At 72.4% G+C, this 20,660-nt stretch carries 12 protein-coding genes; 10 read left to right on the top strand and 2 right to left on the bottom strand.

What is annotated here, in order from left to right:
- The first annotated feature begins 47 nt into the window (after positions 1–47).
- From ACZ6EG_RS06315 to ACZ6EG_RS06285, 7 genes are all read left to right on the top strand, one after another.
- Positions 48–923: a LysR substrate-binding domain-containing protein gene (locus ACZ6EG_RS06315; RefSeq protein WP_391968874.1), complete on the top strand. Its 876-nt coding sequence runs from the start codon at positions 48–50 to the stop codon at positions 921–923.
- Between the two features lie 569 nt (positions 924–1,492).
- Positions 1,493–2,830 (top strand): gluconate:H+ symporter, encoded by a 1,338-nt coding sequence (locus ACZ6EG_RS06310; protein WP_469602086.1) that lies wholly within the window; start codon positions 1,493–1,495, stop codon positions 2,828–2,830.
- 43 nt (positions 2,831–2,873) lie between these two features.
- A complete protein-coding gene (locus ACZ6EG_RS06305) occupies positions 2,874–4,208 on the top strand; it encodes an enolase C-terminal domain-like protein (RefSeq protein ID WP_391968872.1) in 1,335 nt (444 codons plus the stop codon).
- A 266-nt stretch (positions 4,209–4,474) separates the two neighbouring features.
- The gene (locus ACZ6EG_RS06300; RefSeq protein WP_469602082.1) at positions 4,475–5,212 is read left to right on the top strand and encodes a hypothetical protein; all 738 of its coding nucleotides are present in this window, start codon (positions 4,475–4,477) and stop codon (positions 5,210–5,212) included.
- Between the two features lie 532 nt (positions 5,213–5,744).
- A complete protein-coding gene (tap, locus tag ACZ6EG_RS06295; protein ID WP_469602079.1) occupies positions 5,745–8,024 on the top strand; it encodes a telomere-associated protein Tap in 2,280 nt (759 codons plus the stop codon).
- 12 nt (positions 8,025–8,036) lie between these two features.
- Positions 8,037–8,594 carry a telomere-protecting terminal protein Tpg gene (tpg, locus tag ACZ6EG_RS06290; RefSeq protein ID WP_391968869.1) on the top strand — a complete coding sequence of 186 codons (558 nt, stop codon included), beginning with the start codon at positions 8,037–8,039 and terminating at the stop codon, positions 8,592–8,594.
- A gap of 199 nt (positions 8,595–8,793) precedes the next feature.
- Entirely contained in the window at positions 8,794–10,992 is a 2,199-nt protein-coding gene (locus ACZ6EG_RS06285; protein WP_469602075.1) for an FG-GAP-like repeat-containing protein, read from the top strand.
- A gap of 100 nt (positions 10,993–11,092) precedes the next feature.
- Here ACZ6EG_RS06285 and ACZ6EG_RS06280 read toward each other — a convergent pair whose 3' ends face one another.
- Together ACZ6EG_RS06280 and ACZ6EG_RS06275 are read right to left on the bottom strand one after the other, a co-directional pair.
- Entirely contained in the window at positions 11,093–11,467 is a 375-nt protein-coding gene (locus ACZ6EG_RS06280) for an antibiotic biosynthesis monooxygenase family protein (RefSeq protein ID WP_391968867.1), read from the bottom strand.
- A 130-nt stretch (positions 11,468–11,597) separates the two neighbouring features.
- Positions 11,598–13,547 carry a phospholipase D-like domain-containing protein gene (locus tag ACZ6EG_RS06275; RefSeq protein ID WP_469602072.1) on the bottom strand — a complete coding sequence of 650 codons (1,950 nt, stop codon included), beginning with the start codon at positions 13,545–13,547 and terminating at the stop codon, positions 11,598–11,600.
- Positions 13,548–14,068: 521 nt separating this feature from the next.
- Here ACZ6EG_RS06275 and ACZ6EG_RS06270 point away from each other — a divergent pair.
- Genes ACZ6EG_RS06270 through ACZ6EG_RS06260 form a run of 3 tightly spaced genes read left to right on the top strand, consistent with a single transcriptional unit; the run spans position 14,069 to position 20,633 of the window.
- Positions 14,069–15,142: a WD40 repeat domain-containing protein gene (locus ACZ6EG_RS06270; protein WP_391968865.1), complete on the top strand. Its 1,074-nt coding sequence runs from the start codon at positions 14,069–14,071 to the stop codon at positions 15,140–15,142.
- Between the two features lie 6 nt (positions 15,143–15,148).
- Positions 15,149–18,055 carry a DUF6603 domain-containing protein gene (locus ACZ6EG_RS06265; protein WP_391968863.1) on the top strand — a complete coding sequence of 969 codons (2,907 nt, stop codon included), beginning with the start codon at positions 15,149–15,151 and terminating at the stop codon, positions 18,053–18,055.
- 52 nt (positions 18,056–18,107) lie between these two features.
- Entirely contained in the window at positions 18,108–20,633 is a 2,526-nt protein-coding gene (locus tag ACZ6EG_RS06260; protein WP_469602068.1) for a hypothetical protein, read from the top strand.
- Positions 20,634–20,660 lie beyond the last annotated feature (27 nt).

Raw genomic sequence — 20,660 nt, 5'->3', positions numbered from 1 at the left:
TCACGTCCAACACAGTTTTTGGATCTCGCGATACCTGGAGAGCATCAGTGTTCACTCTCGCTCAGCTGACGAGCTTCGTGGCCGTCGCCGAAGAACTGCACTTCACGCGCGCCGCGGAACGGCTCAACATGACGCAGCCGCCGTTGAGCCGGCAGATCCAGCTGCTGGAGGGCGAGCTGCGCGTGCAGTTGCTGGACCGCACGAACCGGAGCGTGCGCCTCACCCCGGCCGGCCGCGCCTTCCTGGGGGAGGCCCGCCGCATCCTGCGGCAGTCGGAGCAGGCTGCCCTCGCCGTCCGCCGGGTGTCCACCGGTGAGGCGGGGGCCCTCGCCGTCGGGTTCACGGCGGCCAGTGCCCACTCCGCGCTCGGCTCCCTGCTGAAGACCGCCAGGGCGGCGCTGCCCGGAGTGGAGATCCTGCTTCAGGAGCTGGTGACCCGGGACCAGTTGAAGGCCCTCGGTGAGGGCTCGCTCGATCTGGGGCTGATCCGGCCCACGAGTACGGGGGCCGGCCTGTCCGCCCGCACGGCGCTGCGTGAGGGGCTGCTGGCCGCCCTCCCCGCCGCTCATCCGCTGGCCGCGGGGGAAGGGCCGATGCGGGTCGAGGACTTCGACGGTGAGGACTTCCTGATGTACTCGCCCATCGAGGCCCGTTACTTCCACGAACTGCTGATCAGCATCTTCCGGTCCGCGCGGGCTCGTCCGGTGTTCACCCAGTACCTGACGCAGGTGCACAGCATCCTGGCGTTGGTCGACGGCGGCTGGGGCACCGCCCTCGTGCCCGAGGCCGCGGCCCGGATGCGCTACGGCGGGGTCGTCTTCCGGACGGTGGACCTGCCGGATCCGCAGCCGGTGGAGCTGAGCCTCGTATGGCGGCCCGACAACGACAATCCGGCACTCGACGCCTTGCTCCGGCACCTGTGACCTCGGCCTGACGCGTCGCCTTCACGGAACGGTCATCCAGGAAAGGTATGGCAAGCAACAAAATTCGACATGGACGTGAATCAGAACCAACTCTACGGTCAACTCAGCCACCGGCCGCGTGGCTCGGACCGTAGGCGGCGCCCGCTGTCGCTCTCCTCCCAGGTCTAGGAGATTTGTCCATGCTCGATCTCGTCCGGCAGGACGAGCCGGCGGCACCAGCCGCCCTCGGAACCACCACGCCCGCGCGTCACCGTCGACGGCCGCGAGGCTCCGCGCACGGGAGCCGTCGCCGTCGGACACCCCGGTCGCGCGTGAGGTGACACGCGGGGCGACCGCCCGGCCCACCAGCGTCCGTCGGCACGGAACCCGAACCACCGCACGTCGTACCCGCGCTCGCCCCGGCACACCGCCCCTCCGTGCGGCGTGCCCCGCACCGGACCGCCGCCCCGGCTCCCGGGACGGCCGCGGATCCGCGTCCGAGCGTCCCGCTCCGCCCTCACCGGAGTCGTGCCGTACCCCTGCGGCGTTCGGGCCCGGCTACCCACACCACAGTTCAAAGGGGAACTGCCATGCCACTTCTCGTAGTGGGAATCAGCGTCCTGGTTCTGCTACTCCTCATGACCAGGCTGAAGCTGAACGGCTTCGCGGCCCTCCTCCTGGTCGCCGTCGGTGTCGCCGTCGTCCAGGGCATCCCGGTGACGGACATCCCGGACGTCCTCTCCGAAGGCATCGGGGGTCAGATCGGCGACACGATGCTCACCATCGGACTCGGTGCCATGGTCGGCCGCGTCATGGGTGACTCCGGTGCCGCCCAGCGCATCGCCGACAAGCTGCTCGACGCCTTCGGGCCCCGCGGGGTACAGGTCGCCATGGTCGTCACCTCCATGCTCATCGGCGTGACGATGTTCTACGAGGTCGCCTTCATCATCGTCGTGCCCATCGCGTTCACCCTGGTCAGGGTCACCGGCGCGAGCCTGCTGTGGGTCGGGCTGCCGATGTCGATCGCCCTGTCCACCATGCACAGCTTCCTTCCGCCGCACCCCGGCCCCACCGCCGTCGCGGCCACCTTCGACGCCTCCGTCGGACTGACGCTCTTCTACGGTCTGTTCATCGCGGTGCCGGTCGGCGCGTTCATCGCGCTGCTCTGGCCGCGGCTGCCGTTCATCAGGGCCATGAACCCGACCATCCCCAAAGGGCTGGTCAGTGAACGCCAGTTCAGCGACGAGGAGATGCCCGGCCTCGGCTGGTCGCTGTGCGTGGCGCTGTTCCCCGTCGTCCTGATCGCCGGCGCAGCGGTGACCGACATGGCCGCGTCCGGGGAGAGCCCGCTGCTCAACACCGTCGCGTTCATCGGCTCGGCACCGATCGCGCTGCTGCTGGCCCTGCTGCTGGCCGTCTGGGCCTTCGGGCCCCGCACAGGGCGGAGCCTGGCGGAGGTCAGCGAGTCCTGCTCCTCGGCGGTCAAGGCCATGGCGATGATCCTGCTGGTCATCGGAGCCGGCGGGGCTTTCAAGAACGTGCTGGTGGAGGGCGGCATATCCGAGTACATCAAGGACGTCACCCATTCCTGGTCCATCTCCGCCGTGGTCCTGGCGTGGCTCATCGCCGCCATCCTCCGGGTCGCCCTGGGGTCCGCCACGGTCGCCGTCGTCACGGCCTCCGGCGTGGTGCTGCCGCTGCTCGCCGGCAGCGGTGTGCATCCCGAGATGATGGTGCTCGCCGTCTCCTGCGGTTCGATCGCCTTCTCGCACGTCAACGACCCCGGCTTCTGGCTCTTCAAGGAGTACTTCAACCTCTCCGTCATCCAAGCGATCAAGGTCCGCACCACCTACACCACCGTGTTGTCGGTCCTCGGCCTGGGCGGTGTCCTGGTGGCCGAGCAGGCCCTCGACGTCCTCAGCCTGTGACCAGCGGCCGTCGCACCACCGAACACGAGGAGCCCAAGAAGACATGACCAGGAACCAGCCGACCGTCACCGCGTTCTCCGTCTATCCCGTGGCGGGCCGCGACTCGATGGCACTGAACCTCTCCGGCGCCCACAGCCCCTACTTCACCCGCAACATCGTCGTCCTGACGGACTCCGAGGGGCGCACCGGCCTCGGTGAGGTACCGGGTGGGGAGAAGATCACCCGGACACTCACGGACGCCGAATCCCTCGTGGTCGGCGCGAAGGTCGGTGACTACAAGCGCGTCCTGCGCGAGATCGCGGACCGCTTCGCCGACCGTGACTCCGGCGGACGCGGCGCCCAGACCTTCGACCTGCGGACCACGGTCCACGCCGTCACAGCGGTGGAGTCCGCGCTCCTCGACCTCCTGGGCCAGCACCTCGACGTGCCCGTCGCGGCCCTGCTCGGAGACGGCCGGCAGCGGGACTTTGTGCGGGTGCTCGGTTACCTCTTCTACGTCGGTGACCCCGACCGCACCGACCTGGAGTACGTCCGCGGCCACGACGCGGACGTGGACTGGTACCGGATCCGCCACGAGGAGGCCCTCACCCCCGAGGCGATCGTCCGGCAGGCCGAGGCCACCTACGACCTGTACGGCTTCCGCGACTTCAAACTCAAGGGCGGCGTCCTGGAGGGTGCCGAGGAGGTCAAGGCCGTACGCGCGCTCAAGGACCGCTTCCCCGAGGCCCGGATCACCCTCGACCCCAACGGTGCCTGGTCGCTGAAGGAAGCCGTCGAACTGTGCGCGCCCCTGGTGGGCACGCTCGCCTACGCCGAGGACCCCTGCGGCGCGGAGGGCGGCTACTCCGGGCGCGAGGTGCTCGCCGAGTTCCGCCGCGCGACCGGCCTGCCCACCGCGACCAACATGATCGCGACCGACTGGCGGCAGATGACCCACGCCCTCGCCCTCCAGTCGGTCTCCATCCCGCTGGCCGACCCGCACTTCTGGACCATGCAGGGTTCCGTCCGCGTGGCGCAGCTGTGCGACGCGATGGGACTGACCTGGGGCTGCCACTCCAACAACCACTTCGACATCTCGCTCGCGATGGTCACGCACTGCGGGGCCGCGGCACCCGGCGCGTACAACGCCCTGGACACGCACTGGATATGGCAGGAGGGCCTGGAACGCCTCACCGTCGAGCCGCCCCGCATCGTCGACGGCGAGATCGCCGTGCCCGACGCCCCCGGCCTGGGTGTGCGGCTCGACATGGACCGGCTGCTCGCCGCCCACGAGCTCTACCGGACCAAGGCGCTCGGCGCCCGCGACGACTCCCTCGGCATGCGGTATCTGGTTCCCGGCTGGGAGTTCGACGCCAAGCGGCCCTGCCTCGTGCGGTAGGTAACGGCCTCCGTGACACGGCGGCGGCCCTGCCCACGCGCTGCCTGTCCGGCCCGGCCTGCCGGGCCGGGCCCGCCACCCGGCGGGTGCCCCGACGACATCTGGCGTTGGTCGCGGTCAGGCTGTGGGGAAGCGGGTCGAGGTGATCACGACGGATGCGTAGGGCAGGGTGGCGCGGCCGCCGAGCATGCCGGTCGCGTTCCCGGCGCTGTCCAGGACCTCCGCAATGACGGCGACGGCGCTCGAGGTGGAGCATGATCTGCCGGGTGAAGAGTGACGCGGGCGTGGGAGTGAGCGGGGACGGTGCCGACGTGTGGTACGAGCGGCTGGGGTGGGCGTTCGGGCTGACAGCAAGCGATCCGGCCGAACGCGCTGTTGCGCTTGCGCGTCTGACGGACGCCGAAAGAAGCACCCAGGACGCTCTGGACCGGTACAACAGGGCGTGGCGGCGCGGGTGTCCGCTGGGGCGGCAGGTGGCGCACCGACGCTTCCAGAAGGCCCTGCGGCATTCGCTCCCAGGCGGATTGTGGGACCGGCCGAGCGGTTCCGGTATCAGCACATGGCCGGGTCTTCCCTACGTGCTGTGCTTCCTGGAATGGGAGGCGAGGTATCCGCAGGAGTGGACACGGTATGCCAAGTCATGGGGCACGAAGGAGGGCCTCATACGGGACGTGGCTGCCGCTCACCACGATGACGCGGTCAGGGGCAAGCTGGTGGAACTGGTCGAGACCGTCGTGCGGCGACCCTACCGCTGCAAGGACCGCGAGTACGTGCGCGTGGCCCGGGCCGTGGACGGTGAGGACCTGCGCGGCAGGCTGGACAGAGCAGCGCGGTCGGACGACCCGTGGGCACAGCGTCATGCCGGCTACGTTCTCTGGCTCCTGGATCGTCCGGAGGTGCCCAACACCCGTCACGTCTGGCGGACCTGGCTGGCGACGGCGGCCGGAGAGCAGGCACCGGCTGATCTGGCCCGGGGGTGGGTCGACGGGGCCGGTGACGAGTAGCCTCGACCAGCGATCAGGGCTGATCGCGACCGCCGGATGCTCACCTGGAGCGTTCACCGGCGAGCATCCCCGTGTCCCGGTGCCCGGCACGCCGCTCCGTCTGTTGCTGCGGGAGCGACCGAGCGCGCTGAGCCAGTGCGACGCACCTGACCGTGGCCGCGTCTCGTGTCGGACTCGGCCCCGTGGCCTCCGCGGCCCGCCCGAACGCCCGGTTCAACGAGGTCTCTTCGCCGGTGCGCCGTACCAGTGCCCATGAGATCGAGGACGTCCGTGCTGAGCGGAGAGTCCAGGGACCGCAGACGCAGCTCAGCAGTGGCGATGTGCGGTTCGACGGACGGCCTCGGCGTGAAGGCGGTACCGAACGTTCTCCGGTGAGGACCGGCAGGGCGTCTCGGGCCGAGGTTCGTACCGCCTCGTGGCAGGCCGTCATCCGCAGGTCGCACACCACCCAGGCGTTCGTACGCGTTGTTTACGGCCGGCGTACGGGTTCCGTACGGTCTCGCAGGTAGGATTCCGGTCAAGGAGGTGCCGGATGTCCGAGTTGTTCGACGCGGTCGACGCACTGATCGCGTCCCGCGCCCAGCTGCCGCCGGCGGAGGAGCGCAAGCGGCTGCGGACCGCGCACGGCCTGACCCTCGATCAGGTGGCCGCCGCGCTCAAGGTGCGCCGGGCGACGGTGTCGGGCTGGGAGTCGAGCAAGAAGCCGACCGAGCCCCGGGGCCCGGAGCGCGAGGCGTACGCGCGGCTGCTCAGCCGGCTCGCGGAGCTCTACCCGATGCCCGGCGCGGGAACCGAGCCGCCCACGGCGGCCCCGGCGCCCGCGGCACCCGGCCCGTTCGCCCCGGCGCCTGCCGCACCCACCGGCCCGTCCGTCCCGATGGGAGCCGCTCACGCTCCGGTCAAGGGTCCGGAGCCCGCACGCGCGGTCCCGACGGCGACCGAGGACACCCGGAGCGGCTCCGACCGGCCTCCCGCCGGCCCGCCGACCGCTCCACGACCGGCGCGCACCACCGGGCCGTCGCCGACGCCACGGCGACCGTGCAGGGAGAGTCCGGCCGCGGTACCGGCGAGCGGCACCGACCCGCGTTTCGCGAACGGACCGCTCGCCGTGGTCGACGTCGGTGCCGACGGGCAGGTGCTGGCGTACTGCCGCGGCGGCCTCGTCCTCGACGTGCCCGCCAAGTCGCTCCCGGCGCTGGTGGAGTGGACGCTGGAGGAGGCGAAGCTGGGACAGCCCAGACTGTCCGCCCCGGGCAAGGACGCCGATCCGCTGCTGGTGCTCACCGAGGCGGCGCTGGAACGCTACGGCCTCCCCACCGTCCTCACCGACGAGGAGCGACTGGCCGGCCGGATCCCCGAGGACCACAAGGTCGTCAGGCAGTTGAAGCGCGCGGAGTGGAAGCTGACGAAGCGCGGGTTCGGACCGTGGGCACGGATCTATCGCCCCGCCACCGGCGCGGACCGGGCCTGCGTGCAGTTGTGCATCCCGTCCTGGCAGGCGCTGGACGCCCGGCACTGGGGTCGGGCCGACCGCCTGCCGCCGGCGGAACTGGTCCGCGTGCTGGGCGTGTACGCGTCCAGGGTGATGACGCCGCGCGGCTCCACGGCCGTGACCGGCCTGGAACTGATGACCGCGTTGCACCCGCCGACCCGCGCCTCCGAACCCGGCGCCGACGGCAGACGGCACTCCGCGCACAACCCCGGCTCACTGGGTAAGGACCCGGTGGACTGCGCGCCCTGCGAGGCTCCCGACGGGCACCCGCTCCTGGCGGACCTGCCGCGGTTCCACCTGCGCGGGCCGGACGAGAAACTGTTCGAGGAGGCGTACGACTGGGCGCGGCCGCTCACCGACGACGAGTGCATGCGCCGCAACCTCGTCGGCATCGACGTGAACATGGCCTTCGCGGCCGGCGCCAACGGCCTGACCGTGGGTCTCGGGGCGCCCGCGCACGTCAGGGCGCCGGCGTTCGACCCGAAGCTGCCCGGCTCCTGGCTGGTCGACCTCTCGCACGTCGACCTCTCCCGGGTGAGGGCCGGCAAGGGCGGATGGACCGACCTGGACGCGGACCTGCTGCCCAGCCCGTTCACGCCGAAGGGCGAACGTCCCGAGGGCCCGGCCTGGTACGCGACGCCGACCGTCGCCTACGCGGTGGAGCTGGGATACGAGGTACGTCCGATCGAGGCGTACGTCCGTCCCGAGAACGGCCGTTACCTTGACGCCTGGTACCGGCGGCTGAGGGACGCCTTCCTCACCACCATGGCCGAGCTGGGGGTGCACGCCGACCTGCCCCCGGCCGACTTCCTCGCGGCGATGGAGGGCTGGGAGGAGCGCGACCCGGAGTTGGCGATCGTCGTGTCGGCGATCAAGGCGACCGTGAAGGGCGGCCTGGGCAAGCTGCGCGAGCGCCCACGCGGGGAGGGATGGCGGCCGGGTGAGCCGTGGCGTGCGCTGTCCCGTCCGACGTGGCGGCCGGACATCCGCGCGGCGGTCATCTCCCGTACGCGGATCAACCTGCACCGCAAGATCGTCAAGCATGCGGCGTCCACCGGGCGGTACCCGGTGGCGGTCCTGTCCGACTGCGTCGTCTACGCGGCCGACGGGGCCTCGCCGCTGGACGTGCTGCCCTATCGCGACGGCAAGCCGCTGCCCGGCGGCTTCAAGCTCGGCATCAACCCTGGTCTGGTCAAGCACGAGGGCACCCAGAGCGTTCTGTGGGGCGAGGGCGTGCGGGAGCGTTTCGAGGCCCCGGAGCTGAACCTCGCGCGGTACATCAAGGACGGCACCGTCACCGACGCCGACCACGGGGAGTAGGAGGACGCCACGATGAACCTGTTCGGGAAGGGTCTGGAGAGCGCGGTACAGAAGGCGTTCACCCGCCCGGTGCCCAAGAGCGCGGGCGCGCAGATGCGCTACCTGGTCCGGCAGCTCAAGGGCACCAGGGCCGTCGCCCAGACGCTGCGCGTCTCCCAGCGCACCGTCGAGCGCTACGTGAAGAACCAGATCAGGACTCCCCGCCCCGACCTCGCGGCCCGCCTGGAGCGGGAGGTCACAGCGCGGTGGCAGCCGCAGATCAGGGCGCGGGCCAAGGAGCGGGCGGCCACCACGGGCGGCATCGTCATCGACACCCGGGCCCGGATCGGCTACACCGCACCGGTCGGCTCGACCGACGAGAGCCGGGTCCGGCACCTGACCGTCGCGCTGCCGCCGCAGTACGCCGCGCGTCTCTTCGACGCCCAGCAGGCCGGCGAGAGCGACCAGCGCCTGCAGCAGATCGCCGCCGAGGCACTCAAGGACACCTACTTCCAGGACGGCGGCCGCCGCGCCGGCGCTCTGGAGGAGGTGCGCTTCACCGACGTCGAGCACATCGAGTTCGACCTGTAGGACACGTATCGCATGTACTGCACGTACTGCACGCACGCCGGGTGACCGCCCCCGACGCGGCACGGCCCCACCAGCCGTTCGTGCCCCTGCGGAGAGGGCCGAGAAGAACCTGCCTGCGTTCGTACAACCATTCGTACCGTGGTGAGTCATAGGGCTGAGAGGCGCATGGTGCGCCTGTTGCGTCAAGAAGGAAAATCACGTGCCCCTGGCCCGATCGACCCGACGTCGGCTGGTAGTCGCCGTCACCACCGTCCTCACCGTGACGCCCGGCGTGGGCGTCCTGTCCGTGCCGGCCACGGCCGCCCCCGCGGCGGTGGCGGCGGACACGGCGGCATCCGACGCCGTCTCCATGCCCTTCCTGAAGAAGGCGAAGCTGGTCGACGCCGGTCTGACCGGCTTCGTGACCCAGGCCGACGGGTCCCTCGACAAGCGCTGGACCCGCTACGGGAACCCCGCCGGGACGGGCTACGGAAACCGGACCCACCTCCGCTCGACGCGCACGGCGGACTACCTCGTCTTCGAGGGCCGCTGGGGTATCCAGCAGCGGAACCTCAGGACGCTGTCGTCGTTCGACGTCTTCGTCGGGGACCTGGCCGGTGAACCGCGGTACGCGGGCTCGGCGGCGAGCGCGATCTTCACGACCGTCGACACCGACGGGACCGTCAAGCTGCGCAAGCACACCGCGGACGAGGGCGTGAAGACCGTCACCGGGCTGCCGGCCGGTGCGAAGGACTTCTCGATCACCCCCGGCACCCCCGAGGACGCGCTGCTCACCTTCACCGACGGTGCCCTGAAGAAGTGGGCACTGATCGATCTCGCCACCGGCGCGGTCCACGAGACGCACGAGAGGACCGCCGGTTCCACCGGGGGCGACTTCGCCGTCTCCGGGACCCACGTCGTCTGGACCGAGGGCGACGGCACCGACACCCCGGCGGTGTTCCTCCTGGACCGCGCGTCCGGCGGCGTGCGGCAGCTCCCGGTCACCCCCGCGTACGCGAGTGACCTCCAGGTCGGTCTGGTCGGCGGCTGGGTCGTGTACGGAGAGGCCGACGGCATCTCCGCCGCCGCGCCGAACCCCCTGCACGCCGTCACCGCGTACCACCCCGCCACCGGCGCCTCGGTGAAGCTGCTCGACCACCTGACCTCGTCCGCCGCCGCTCCCGACGGTCTGTACGTGCGCGGCGGCACCGTCGCGGACGGCGAGGGACTGTTCAAGATCACCGCCGGTGACGAGGGCACACCCGTCGTCACCCGGGTGGCGAACGCGGACGCACCCACCAGGGTCGAGATCACCGGCAACACCGTCCCCGCGGTCGTCGACCTCGACCAGAACGGTGGGTCGGCTTCCCTGCGCTGGGACCTGTCCCGGACCAACGTCGACGTGGCGATCACGCTCCGCCACGTCCGCAGCGGGAAGACGGTCGTCGCCACCGCGAAGCACCCCGCCACCCCGTCCGTCACGCTGGACTGGAACGGCCTGGTCGCCGCCGGGTCCGAGGCCGCCCCCAACGGTGCCTACACCTGGGAGGCCGTGGCCGCGCCCCTCAACGGCATCGGTCCGGCCGCCGTCGCCGACGGGACCTTCACCGTCACCCGCAAGGGGCAGCCGCACGACTTCAACGACAACGGCACCCCCGACGTCCTCACCCGGGACGCCGCGGGCAGGCTCTGGCGCAGCGACACCCGCTTCGACGCGGGCACCGGCGCCGGCGGACAGCTCGGCGCGGGGGAGGCCAAGGCCCTCGTCGGCGGGGGCTGGAACCTCTACGACCGCATCGAGGCCACCGGCAACCTCGGCGGATCCGAGGTCGGCGACCTGGTCGCCCGGGACACGTCCGGTGTCCTGTGGCTCTACCAGGGCAACGGCCGCGGCGGTTTCGCCACCCGTGCCAAGGTCGGCGGCGGCTGGCAGGTCTACGACAGGATCGCGGGCGGCTCCGACCTCACCGGGGACGGCCGCAACGACCTCCTGGCCACCGACCGGTCCGGAGTGCTCTGGCTCTACCCCGGCACCGGCAACGCCACCGCGCCCTTCTCCGCGCGCAAGAAGGTGGGCGGCGGCTGGGGCGTCTTCAACGACCTGACGGCCGTCGGGAACATCGGCGGCGCCGCCGCCGGAGACCTCGTCGCCCGGGACAAGGACGGGGTCCTCTGGCTCTACCTGGGCAAGGGCGACGGCACGTTCGCGCCCCGCACGCGGATCGGCGCCGGGTGGGGCCCCTACACCCACCTCGTGGCGGTCGGTGACGCCGACCGCGACGGCCGGAACGACCTCGCCGCCTTCAGCCCCCAGGGCAACTACCTCTACCGGGGTACGGGTTCCTGGAAGGCCCCGTTCCTCGGCCGCCAGTCGATGGGCCTGGACCGCCCCGCCGGCGCCCAGCAGCCCGTCGTCTGACACCGGCGACGCGCGGCCGGGTCCGCCCGCCGGCCCAGCCCGCGTCCCGCCGGACACCCGCACCGTGCCCGGCCCTTCCGAGGGCCGGGCACCCGGCCGGTCAGCCCGTCGACGATTCCTGCGCCCGCGTGAACCCGCTGCTCCGTTCCACCTTGGCCACGTGCAGCGTGTAGCTCCGGTACCACTCGGCTCGCCCGCGCCTCTGCGCCGCGCGGTGCTCGGCGTTGGTCCGCCACGTGGTGAGGGCCTCGGCGTCACGGAAGTATCCGACGGTGATGCCGAGCCCGCCGGGCGTCTGCGCGTGGTCCATCCCCAGGTAGCCGGGGACGTCCTTCACGAGCTCTTCCATGCGTGCGTTCGTCTCGCCGTAACCGCTCTGCTCCTGGGTCCGCACCGTGGTGAAGACGACGACGTAGTACGGCGGTTCGTAAGGCCCGACGGGTCCGGGGGGCGCGTCCTGCGCATGACTTCCCATGACGCCACCGTAAGGCGCTACGCGACGTCCTGCGTCCTCCCTCGTACCGATCTTCGGAAGGCTGATCGGCGCGGACCCACCCGCGGCCCGGACGGCGGGGTGAACGCGCGGCACCCGGCCCCGGCGCCGCTCAGCACACGGTCCGGGGATTGAGCAGCCTGCGCAGGAAGCCTTCCGGGTCGGGGATCAGATCCGCGACGGTCCCGAGGTCCGGACCCGGGACCAACTGGACGGCGGGCGCGAGAGGACCGAGCACCACCGGTGCCAGGAGCTGCCAGTGCTCCATGTGCTGGACGGAGCGCAGCAGTTCCCGCAGGGTCTCGCGCCAGTCCACGGCCGGCACCTGCGAGGGCACGGGGAAGCCGACCAGGTGCCCGGTCTTGCCGCCCGCCGCGGGCATCCGGCTCAGGCCCACCAGCGCGTCCTCGTGCAGCGACGGGTCCTCGTTGAGGTGCTCGCCCCAGATCTGCGTCCGCAGGGCACGGACGGACACGCCGACCCGGTGCGGGGCGCCGCCCATCGTGCCGTCGGTGAGGTCGGTGTCGAAGACGCCGAGATGCAGTTCCGAATCCGTCGTGTGGGAACGGAAGTTGAGGTTGGCGCTGCCCGCGGCGACGTACAGGTCGTCCACGATCATCAGCTTCGCGTGGACGTAGACCTGGAGCGCGGTCGCCGCCTGCTCCAGATGGAAGCAGTGCACGTTCGCGGGCGCGACGGAGGCGATGCGCTGGAGGGCCTCGGCCCGCAGCGCCTTGTGGGTGTCGGCCAGCCCCGGAGCGTCGAAGTCGCGCGCGGTGACCAGGACGACCTGGACGCCCCGGGTGGCGGCGTCCCGCAGGTCGTCGACGAGGGGTGAGGGCCACAGGTACTGGTCCTCGACGTAGATGTAGTGCCGCGCCCGGCGGACGGCCTTGCGGTAGGCGGCCGTGACGGTGAACTCGCCGCCCGGCAAGAACGAGTAGATCCCGTTGCAGGTGAGGGTGCGCAGTACCTGCACGGCCTGCGTGCCGGACAACGGTGACGGTCCGGGCGCCTCCGAGGGGGCGATCGGCGCGGGTGTGTCGTCGACCCGGCTGGGCCGGGTGGGGTCGTTCCAGCGTTGCGCCAGAGCCTGCCAGATCTGACCGACGGCGGGGCCGAACACCGCGCACTGCACGTCGTGCCAGCCGGGCAGCGAGATCTTCTGCCCCAGGAAGTCGGGCTCCCGTTGCCGTACGGGAGGGTCGACGTGCGCGGCGTTGTCCCAGCGGTCCAGGCAGACGTCGATCCCGCCGACGAACGCGGCCGGGCCCTCGGCGGCACCCTGCACCACCGCGCACTTCTGGTGGTGGGAGCCGAATTCCGGCACCCGGGCGTCGAGGACCGCCTGCGCACCGGCGTCGACCAGCCCGGTACGGAAGTCGAAGTTGTCCTTGGACGGCAGGGTCGGAACCCTGGGCCTGCGCACCGGCAGCGTGGAGAAGTGCGAACCGTACAGGAGCGCGCGGACGACGACGCCCTGGGCGCGGAGGCCGCGAAGCCGGTCGAGGATCCCCGCGGAGCCCGCGACCGCCGGGCGCAGCATCTGCTCGGGCGAGAACCGCCAGCCGGCGAACAGGACCTGGTCCCCGCCGCGCAGGCCGTCCAAGCGCGAGGCCAGCGTGTCGTAGTACCCCTCGGCGTCGACGAAGTAGAGGACCACGTTGTCCAGGGTGAAGGCGGGGGCGCGGAAGGGACTCATGTCGCTGTCGGTCAGCAGCCAGTCCTCCGGGGCGGCGGACGGGGCGGGAGGCGGTTGTTCGGACCGCGTCCGCATCTCGTCGAGCTTCAGGACGGTCAGGGGGCCGACGTCGTCGATCACCTCGGGCGGGGGGACTCCGAGCACCTCGCGCTTGAACCGCGCGACCGCGCCGGCGGTCTCGTCCCCGTAGTCGCCGTCCGCCCCGAAGAGGGGGAGGCACTGCGGGTCCCAGTCGAGGAGGACGACCTGCACCTTCCGTACGGCCGGGTCGGCACGGTGCCGGGTGCGTGAGATCCGGTCCTGGTCCTGGGCGATGGACTCCAGCAGGGGATCGCCGGCGAAGAGTACGGAAGTAAGCATGCCGGAACTCCTTCACCGAGGCACGGACGCCCGGGACGACTGCCTGGGTGGACGGGCGTGCGGCGGCCGACCGCACAGCGGGCCCGGCCCGGGTGCCCGCGCCCCACGGGTCGGCACACGTCCATCGTCGCACCTGCGCGGCCGCCCTGCCATGCGAGGCCGCAGCGCCCGACGGTCCTCACGGCGCCAGGTCTTCTCCCCCTGGAGCAAACGGATGTGACGAAGCGTCGGGTGACTGCATCTCGCGTTCGCGGGCGAGCGGACCGAGGCCCCCGGCACAGGTGCGGGCGGTGCTCCTGCGCGCCGTCACCCGCGTGGCGGGCGGTGCGGCTTTCGATTAAGTTGGTGAATTGCAGGAATCACACACAGCCGGAAGCCGGCGCCCGCGGGGACACCCGTCGACGCGCCCCCCTCCGGCCGGGTTCCAGGGCAGTGCGAGTCCCCCGGGCGCCGTCGCGCGGGAGCCACCCTCCGATTCTTCAGGACACCGAAGTCGCGACCGACCTCGGAAGGAGCCTGTCATGAGTGAGCCGGGTACGGTGGCCCGCTCCGTCGAGCACCAGGGCTCGGTGCAGGCCATCGCCTTCAGCCCCGACAGCACCCGCTTCGCCAGTGGCGGAGGCGACAGCACCCTGCGGGTGCGCCCGGTCCTCATCGGCGAGGAACTGGACGTGCCCGTGAGCGGGGCCGTGACCGGCATCGCCTTCGGACCCGGCGGCGGCACCTTCGTTTTCGCCGACTTCGAGCAGGTGTCGTTGCGGAACGGCACGAACGGCCGGGCCACCTGGCAGGGCCCGCTCGAACCGGGCAACTCGGTGAACGCCGTCAGGTTCGCGGGCGACGGACGGATCATCGCCACCACCGACGTCCTCGTCACCGCACTGGACCCCGCCACCGGCGCCATCACCCGGCGCGTCACCGTCGACCCGCCGCTGATCTCCGACGTGGACGTGAGCGGGGACGGCGCCCGGGTCGCGCTGGCCGTCGACCACCGCCACGGCGGGAACCACCATTCCGCCGGTGACGCACGGGTCGTGGAACTGGCCACCGGCGAGGTCCTCGGGAAGCTGACCCCGGACGACGCCGTCCACGCGGTCGCCTTCAGCCCTGCCGCGGACATGGTGCTGTGCTGCTCCGCCGACGACACCGTCCGGATGTTCGAGTCGGCCGGCGGAGCTCCGGTCTGGACCGATCCGGAGGAGCCCGACGAGCACACCACCGCTCCGAACTGCCTGGCCTACGACCCCCAGGGCCGCTGGACGGTGGTCGGCGGCGCCGACGGCTTCGCCCGGGTACTGGACGCCGAGACCGGGCTCGAGAAGTGCCGCGTGCCGAAGCTGCAACCCGGGTCACCCGACCCGGGTTTCGGCGCCGTCACCCATGTGGCGTTCAGCCCCAACGGCAAACTGGCGGCCAGCGCTTCCATCGACAACGTCGTCCGGCTGTTCGGCCTCACGGGCCAGGAGATCTACGCCGCGCCCACCGACGAGGTGCTCGCCCTGGAGTTCAGCCCCGACGGGCGTTGGCTGGGCGTCGGTTGCTTCACCGGCGCCCTGGTGATCGACAACGGTGAGTCCAACTCCACGCGAGGGTGAGGCGGCATGGACCCGCATCAACTCCTGAACGACATCGCCGGTCAGCTGCGCACCCTGGTCCGGGGCGCGGTGGACGGCCTGGTCGGGCAACTGCCCGAGCTGGGCGAGGACCCCTCCGCCGCGGGCACGGTGCTGGCCGGCCGGCTGCTCGCCGTGCACGACCGGCTCCCCGCGGGCGACTCGTTGGTCGAACTCGTCCGGGAGATGCTCGGAGACCTGGCCGTCGACTCACCGGTGCCGCTCAGGTTGCACGGCTGGCGCCGGGCCCCGGGCGCCCCGCTCGGGGTGGCCCTCGTGCTGACCGATCCGTCCGGTCCGGCGGGTGGACGGGCCGTCCTCGGAGTGACGCCGGAGGGGCCGGTGTTCGACCTGGTGGTCACCCCGGGAGCCACACTGACGCTGCCCACCACGGTGCCGCAGCCGTGGAGCGCGGAGGCGAGCATCGCGGTCGACCCAGGGGCCCCGGAGGGCTGGGACGCGGCCTTCGGTCCCGGGCTCCAGCCGGCGGCGGCTCGGGGCACCGCGACGATCAAGGTGCAGCGCACCGGGAAGCTGGCCGCCGGGATGACCGACGGACCGGGAGTGGGCGTCGAGGGAATCGCCCTGACCGTGACCGCCGCCCCCGACAGCGCCGCCGCCTTCGAGATCGAACTGCGCGGGCTCACCGCGGCCATCCTGCCGGCCGCGCTGGCCGCACTCGTCGGGGGCGGCGGGACGGACCCGGCGGCCGGCGGGTCCCGACCGGTCGACGTCACCCTCCGCGCGGACCGGACGGCCGGACTGCGTTTCACCGGCACGGGCACCCTGCGCGTCCCTCTCCCGCTGCGACTGAAAGCACCGCACGTCTCCACCCGGGACGCCGCGATGGAGCTGATCTCGGACGGCGACGGCACACGCGTAGGTCTGTCCGTGTCGGCGACCGCGGGGCTGCCGGGGCTGCCCCTGCGGGTCTCCATGGACGGCGCCGGCGTCGATCTGCCCGTCGCGCTGTCCCCGGGGACCCGCCCGGGCCTCGACGGGAGCAACCCCCGCCCCCGCTTCCCGGACGCCATCGGTACGGAACTCAAGGTGCCGCCGGTGTCGGGCGGCGGCATGGTGCGCCGCACCGAGGACCACAGCTACGGCGGGCTGATCGACATGGACCTCGGCGTACTGCGCCTCCAGGCCATGGCCCTGTTCCGGCCGCCGGACGGGGACGCCCCCACGAGCTTCCTGGTCCTGCTCGCCGCCCAGTTCCCGCCCCCGGGCATCCAGCTCGGTCTGGGTTTCGCGCTGGAAGCGGTCGGCGGGCTGGTCGGCATCAACCGGCGCGTCGAAGTCACCGCCCTGCAACAGCTGGTCCGCGACGGCAACGCCGACCACGTACTGTTCCCCGACCGCGCCGTGGAACGGGCCAAGGAGATCATCGGCTCCCTCGGCTCGGCGTTCCCCGTGGCCCCCGGCAGGATCCTGGTCGGCCCGATGATCCGCCTCACCTGGGGCGTCGGGATGGTGTCGCTGTCCGGAGCGGTGATCCTGGAACTGCCCGCGCCGCCGCGGGCCCTCCTGCTCGGACGTCTCCTGGTCGGGCTGCCCGATCCCGCCCTGCCCCTGGTCCGCCTCCAGGCCGGCGTGCTCGGACGCATCGAACCGGCCGTCCCCATGGTGGAGCTGCTGGTGTCGCTGACCGGCTCGTGGATCGTCGGCCTAGCCGTGCGCGGCGAGCTGTACCTCCTGGTACGCGGCGGCGCGCACCCGGAGTTCGTCCTGTCCGCCGGCGGTTTCCACCCGCGTTATACCCGCCCGGCCGGGGTTCCCGCGCTCGACCGGCTCCAGATCGACCTGGCCCCCGGCAACGGCTTCGGACTGCGCATGGAAGCCTATTTCGCCGTCACTTCCAACGCCGTGATGTTCGGCGGCCAGGTGCAGCTGGACGCGACGATCGCGGGCTGCGGGGTGACGGGTTGGCTCGGACTCGACGCGCTGTTCGTCTTCGACCCGGTGTTCGCCTTCGCCGTGCAGGTGCGTGCCGGTGTCGCGGTCCGTGCGTTCGGGCGCCGACTGGCGGGTGTCGCCCTGGACTTCACGCTCGAAGGGCCGGCCCGCTGGCACGCCTGGGGCACCGGCAGCATCTCGGTGCTGTTCTGGGACGTCGAGCTGGACTTCGACATCCGCTGGGGACCACCCCCGCCCGTCACGGACCGCCGCGGACGCGAACCGCTGCCGGTGCTCGCCGAGGCTCTGCGCCGGACGACGGCCTGGGCGGCGGAGCGGCCGGCCGCCGAACGCACCGGCCTGGTCTTCACGCCCGAGGCGACCGGGAAACTCACCGAGGGAAACCTGGTGCACCCGGACGCCACACTCCGCGTCACCCAGAAGGTGGTACCGCTGGGCGTGCCGATCTCCCGGTTCGAGCGGCGACCGGTGCCGGTGCAGACCTGGACCATCGAAGAGGTGACCTTCGGCGAGCCCCAAGCCGCCGACGGGGCCCGTTCACTGCCCGAGCGCTTCGTCCCCGGCGAGTTCTTCGACCTCACCGAGGACCAGCAGCTCACCGAGCCCGCGTTCGTCAGCCACGCCGGCGGACTGCGGGCGCGCACCGAGCAGAGCCGCACCGGTGAGGGGCACCGCGTCGACGACGGTTACGAGACCGCCTACGAGCCGCAACGGGAACGCGAGCCCTCGCTTTGGCCCGGCCTCCTCCAGCACGAGGCCAGCCTGGCGGCCGGCGCCGCCGAGCGGCTGGCGAGGTGGCGTACCCCGGAGGTGACCGTCACGGTACGACCGGCGACGCTGAGCATGGTCGCCGCCGACACCCTGCAGCCGCTGATCGACGACTTCACCCCGGTCGACGCCACGAAGGACCCCTGGGAGGCCGCCCGCGCCCAGGCCGCGCGACCTCCGCGGTTCGTCGAGACCTGGGAACACCGATGAGCACCCGGGACGGCGCACCCACCCGGACGCCCTCTCCCGTGGGGAGCGACGCATGAGCACGCGATGGTTCTTCTCCTGGGCGCGGATCGGCGCCGGCGCCTCGGCCACCGGACAGGTGCTGCGGACCTCGGTGCGCTTCGGTCGTGACATCGAGGGCCGCCACGAGGGCCCGACGGTGCCGGGGCCGGATCTCGCGCTGGTCGGCCCGGGAGACGTGCTCGGCTTCGACCCCGGCACGGTCCTGCGCGAGGAACCGCGCCCCGGGACGCCCGACGCCCCGGAGAACGTACTGGCCGGGGTCGAGTTGGCCCACGCCGACCTGCCCTGGCTGCTGTCCCCGGCCATGGTGCCGGGGCTCGTCCCGCCGACACCGCAGCCCTGGCTCGCCTTGATCGTGCTGGCCGACGACGAGGCGGCCCCACCCCGGCCCGCTCACCCGCTGCCCGTGCTCACCGCTCCGGTCGCCGCGCTGCCCCGGCTCACCGAGCGATGGGCCTGGGCCCACGTCGAAGCGCGTCTGCCGGACACCGTCACCGAGACGGAGAGCGCGAGGCGCCTCGTCGAGCAGGGCGCGCGCGACCACTCGCCGGGCGTCGTCGCACGGCTGCTGTGCCCACGCCGGCTCGCCCCCGACCGCGGCTGGATCGCCGCGGTGGTGCCCGCCACCGCCGCCGGACGGGACGTGGGACTGCGCGCGGCATCCGTCGGAGCGGCCACGGACGACGCCTGGCCCCTCACCGGCACCGGCACGGTAGACCTGCCCGTCTACCACTGGTGGACCTTCCGTACCGGAGAGGCGGGCACCTTCGAGGCACTGGCACGCCGCCTGGTGTTCCGCCCCGCGGCCGAGGCCGGACTCGGCAGCCGCACCCTCGACGTCGGCCGTCCCTGGCCCGCCGAGCCCTCCCCGGGGCCGGCCACCGTGGCCATGGACGGGGCACTCCGACCACCGGGCACGACGGTGCCCGAGACCTGGACCGACCCCGCCGCCCAGGAACGCTTCCGCACCCTGCTCGCGGAACGCCTGAACGCAGCGGCCCGCCTCCGCGGACCGGCCCCGGAACCCGTGGTCGGCCCGGACGGTGCCGCGGAGGACCGACGGGCCGCCGCCGTGGGACCGCCGCTCTACGGCAGCCACCACACCGGAGAGCAGACCGTGCCCACCGCACCGGACAGCTGGATGTCCGCACTCAATCTGGAGGTCCGCCGCAGAGTGGCCGCCGCACTCGGCACCCGCTACGTGCAACTGGAGCAGGAGTTCCTGATGGCCCGGGCCTGGGAGCAGGCGGGCGAGATCCGGCGGGCGAACCGGCTGCTGGCCACGGGGGAACTGGCCGCCGCCGCGGCCGAGCGCGCCAAGGAGAAACACCTCGGCCCGCTGGGCCTGGCCGACCTGGTCACCCTGCTGGCGCCGGTCAGCGCACGCCTGACCGTGTCCGCCCTCCGGCCGGACGCGGACGCCACCACGCTGGCCACCATGCTCGCCACGGCGGAGGAAGTGCCGACCGGAGCGGCCAGTACGTCCTTCAGCCGGCTGACCCGCGCCAACGGAGCCCTGTCCCGCCGCGCCCACCGCGGCACGGACGGGGGGAGCGCACCAGCCGAACCGGTCCTCGTGCGGAGCCTGCGGACCATGGGCGCGACCGTCGAGGAAACGCCCGGCAGCCCCGGCCTGCCGACCGAACTGCGCGACCGGCTCAGCCCCACGCACCAGCAGGTCCTGCGCATGGCCGACCGTGTCCCCGGCGACTTCTGGGCCCAGCGCACCGAAGACCCCTCCCGGCCGTTGCGGCCGATCATGACCCACCCGAGGTTCACCGTGCCGATCGCCGGAGAGCTGCTCTCCCGCTGGCCCGAGTGGGCCCTCCCGGGCATCGAGTCCCTGCCACCCGACTCGGTGACCCTGGTGGAGACCAACCCCGAGTTCATCGCCGCGCTGCTGGTCGGGCTCAACCACGAGTTCAACCGGGAACTGCTCTGGCGGGAGTTCCCCACCGACCAGCGCGGCACCCCGTTCGCCCGGTTCTGGCCCGGCGACGACGCCGACGTCGAGGAGATCGCGCTGTGGCCGCCCGACGCCCCGCTGGGCAGCCGGTTGCGCACCGGACACGCGGGCGACCTGGCGCTGCTCGTGCGCGGCGCGCTGCTGCGTCGCTTCCCCGCCACCTCCCTGGTCGCCGTACCGGGGGTGGACGGCAGACTGCCGCCCGCGTTCGACGGGGTGGCGGCCACTCCGATGGCGTTGGACGAGTCCACCGTGCTGTACCTGTTCGCCGGTCTGAGCGAGGAACGGGCCCGGACCGAGGACTGGTTCTTCGTGTTCCGCGAACCGATGCAGGGCACCCAGTTCGGCTTCGACACCGGACCGCAGCCCGATCCGATGGAGACCTGGGCCCACCTCACATGGGAGGGCCTCGACGTGGACGCCCTGGGGAGCGTCCCGCTGGACCCGCCCCCGCCCGCCCCGCCCGCGGAGGGCTCGGCCGTGTGGGCCGGTGACGCGGCCGACATGGCGCGCATCGCCTTCCAGCAGCCGTTCCAGCTGGCCTTCCGGGTCTCCAGGCTGCTGGGCGGCTGACCCCCGTCACGAGGACAGGAGCCCCGA

This window comes from Streptomyces sp. NPDC041968, from assembly GCF_055589025.1.
This window is presented reverse-complemented; position numbering and strand designations above follow the sequence as displayed.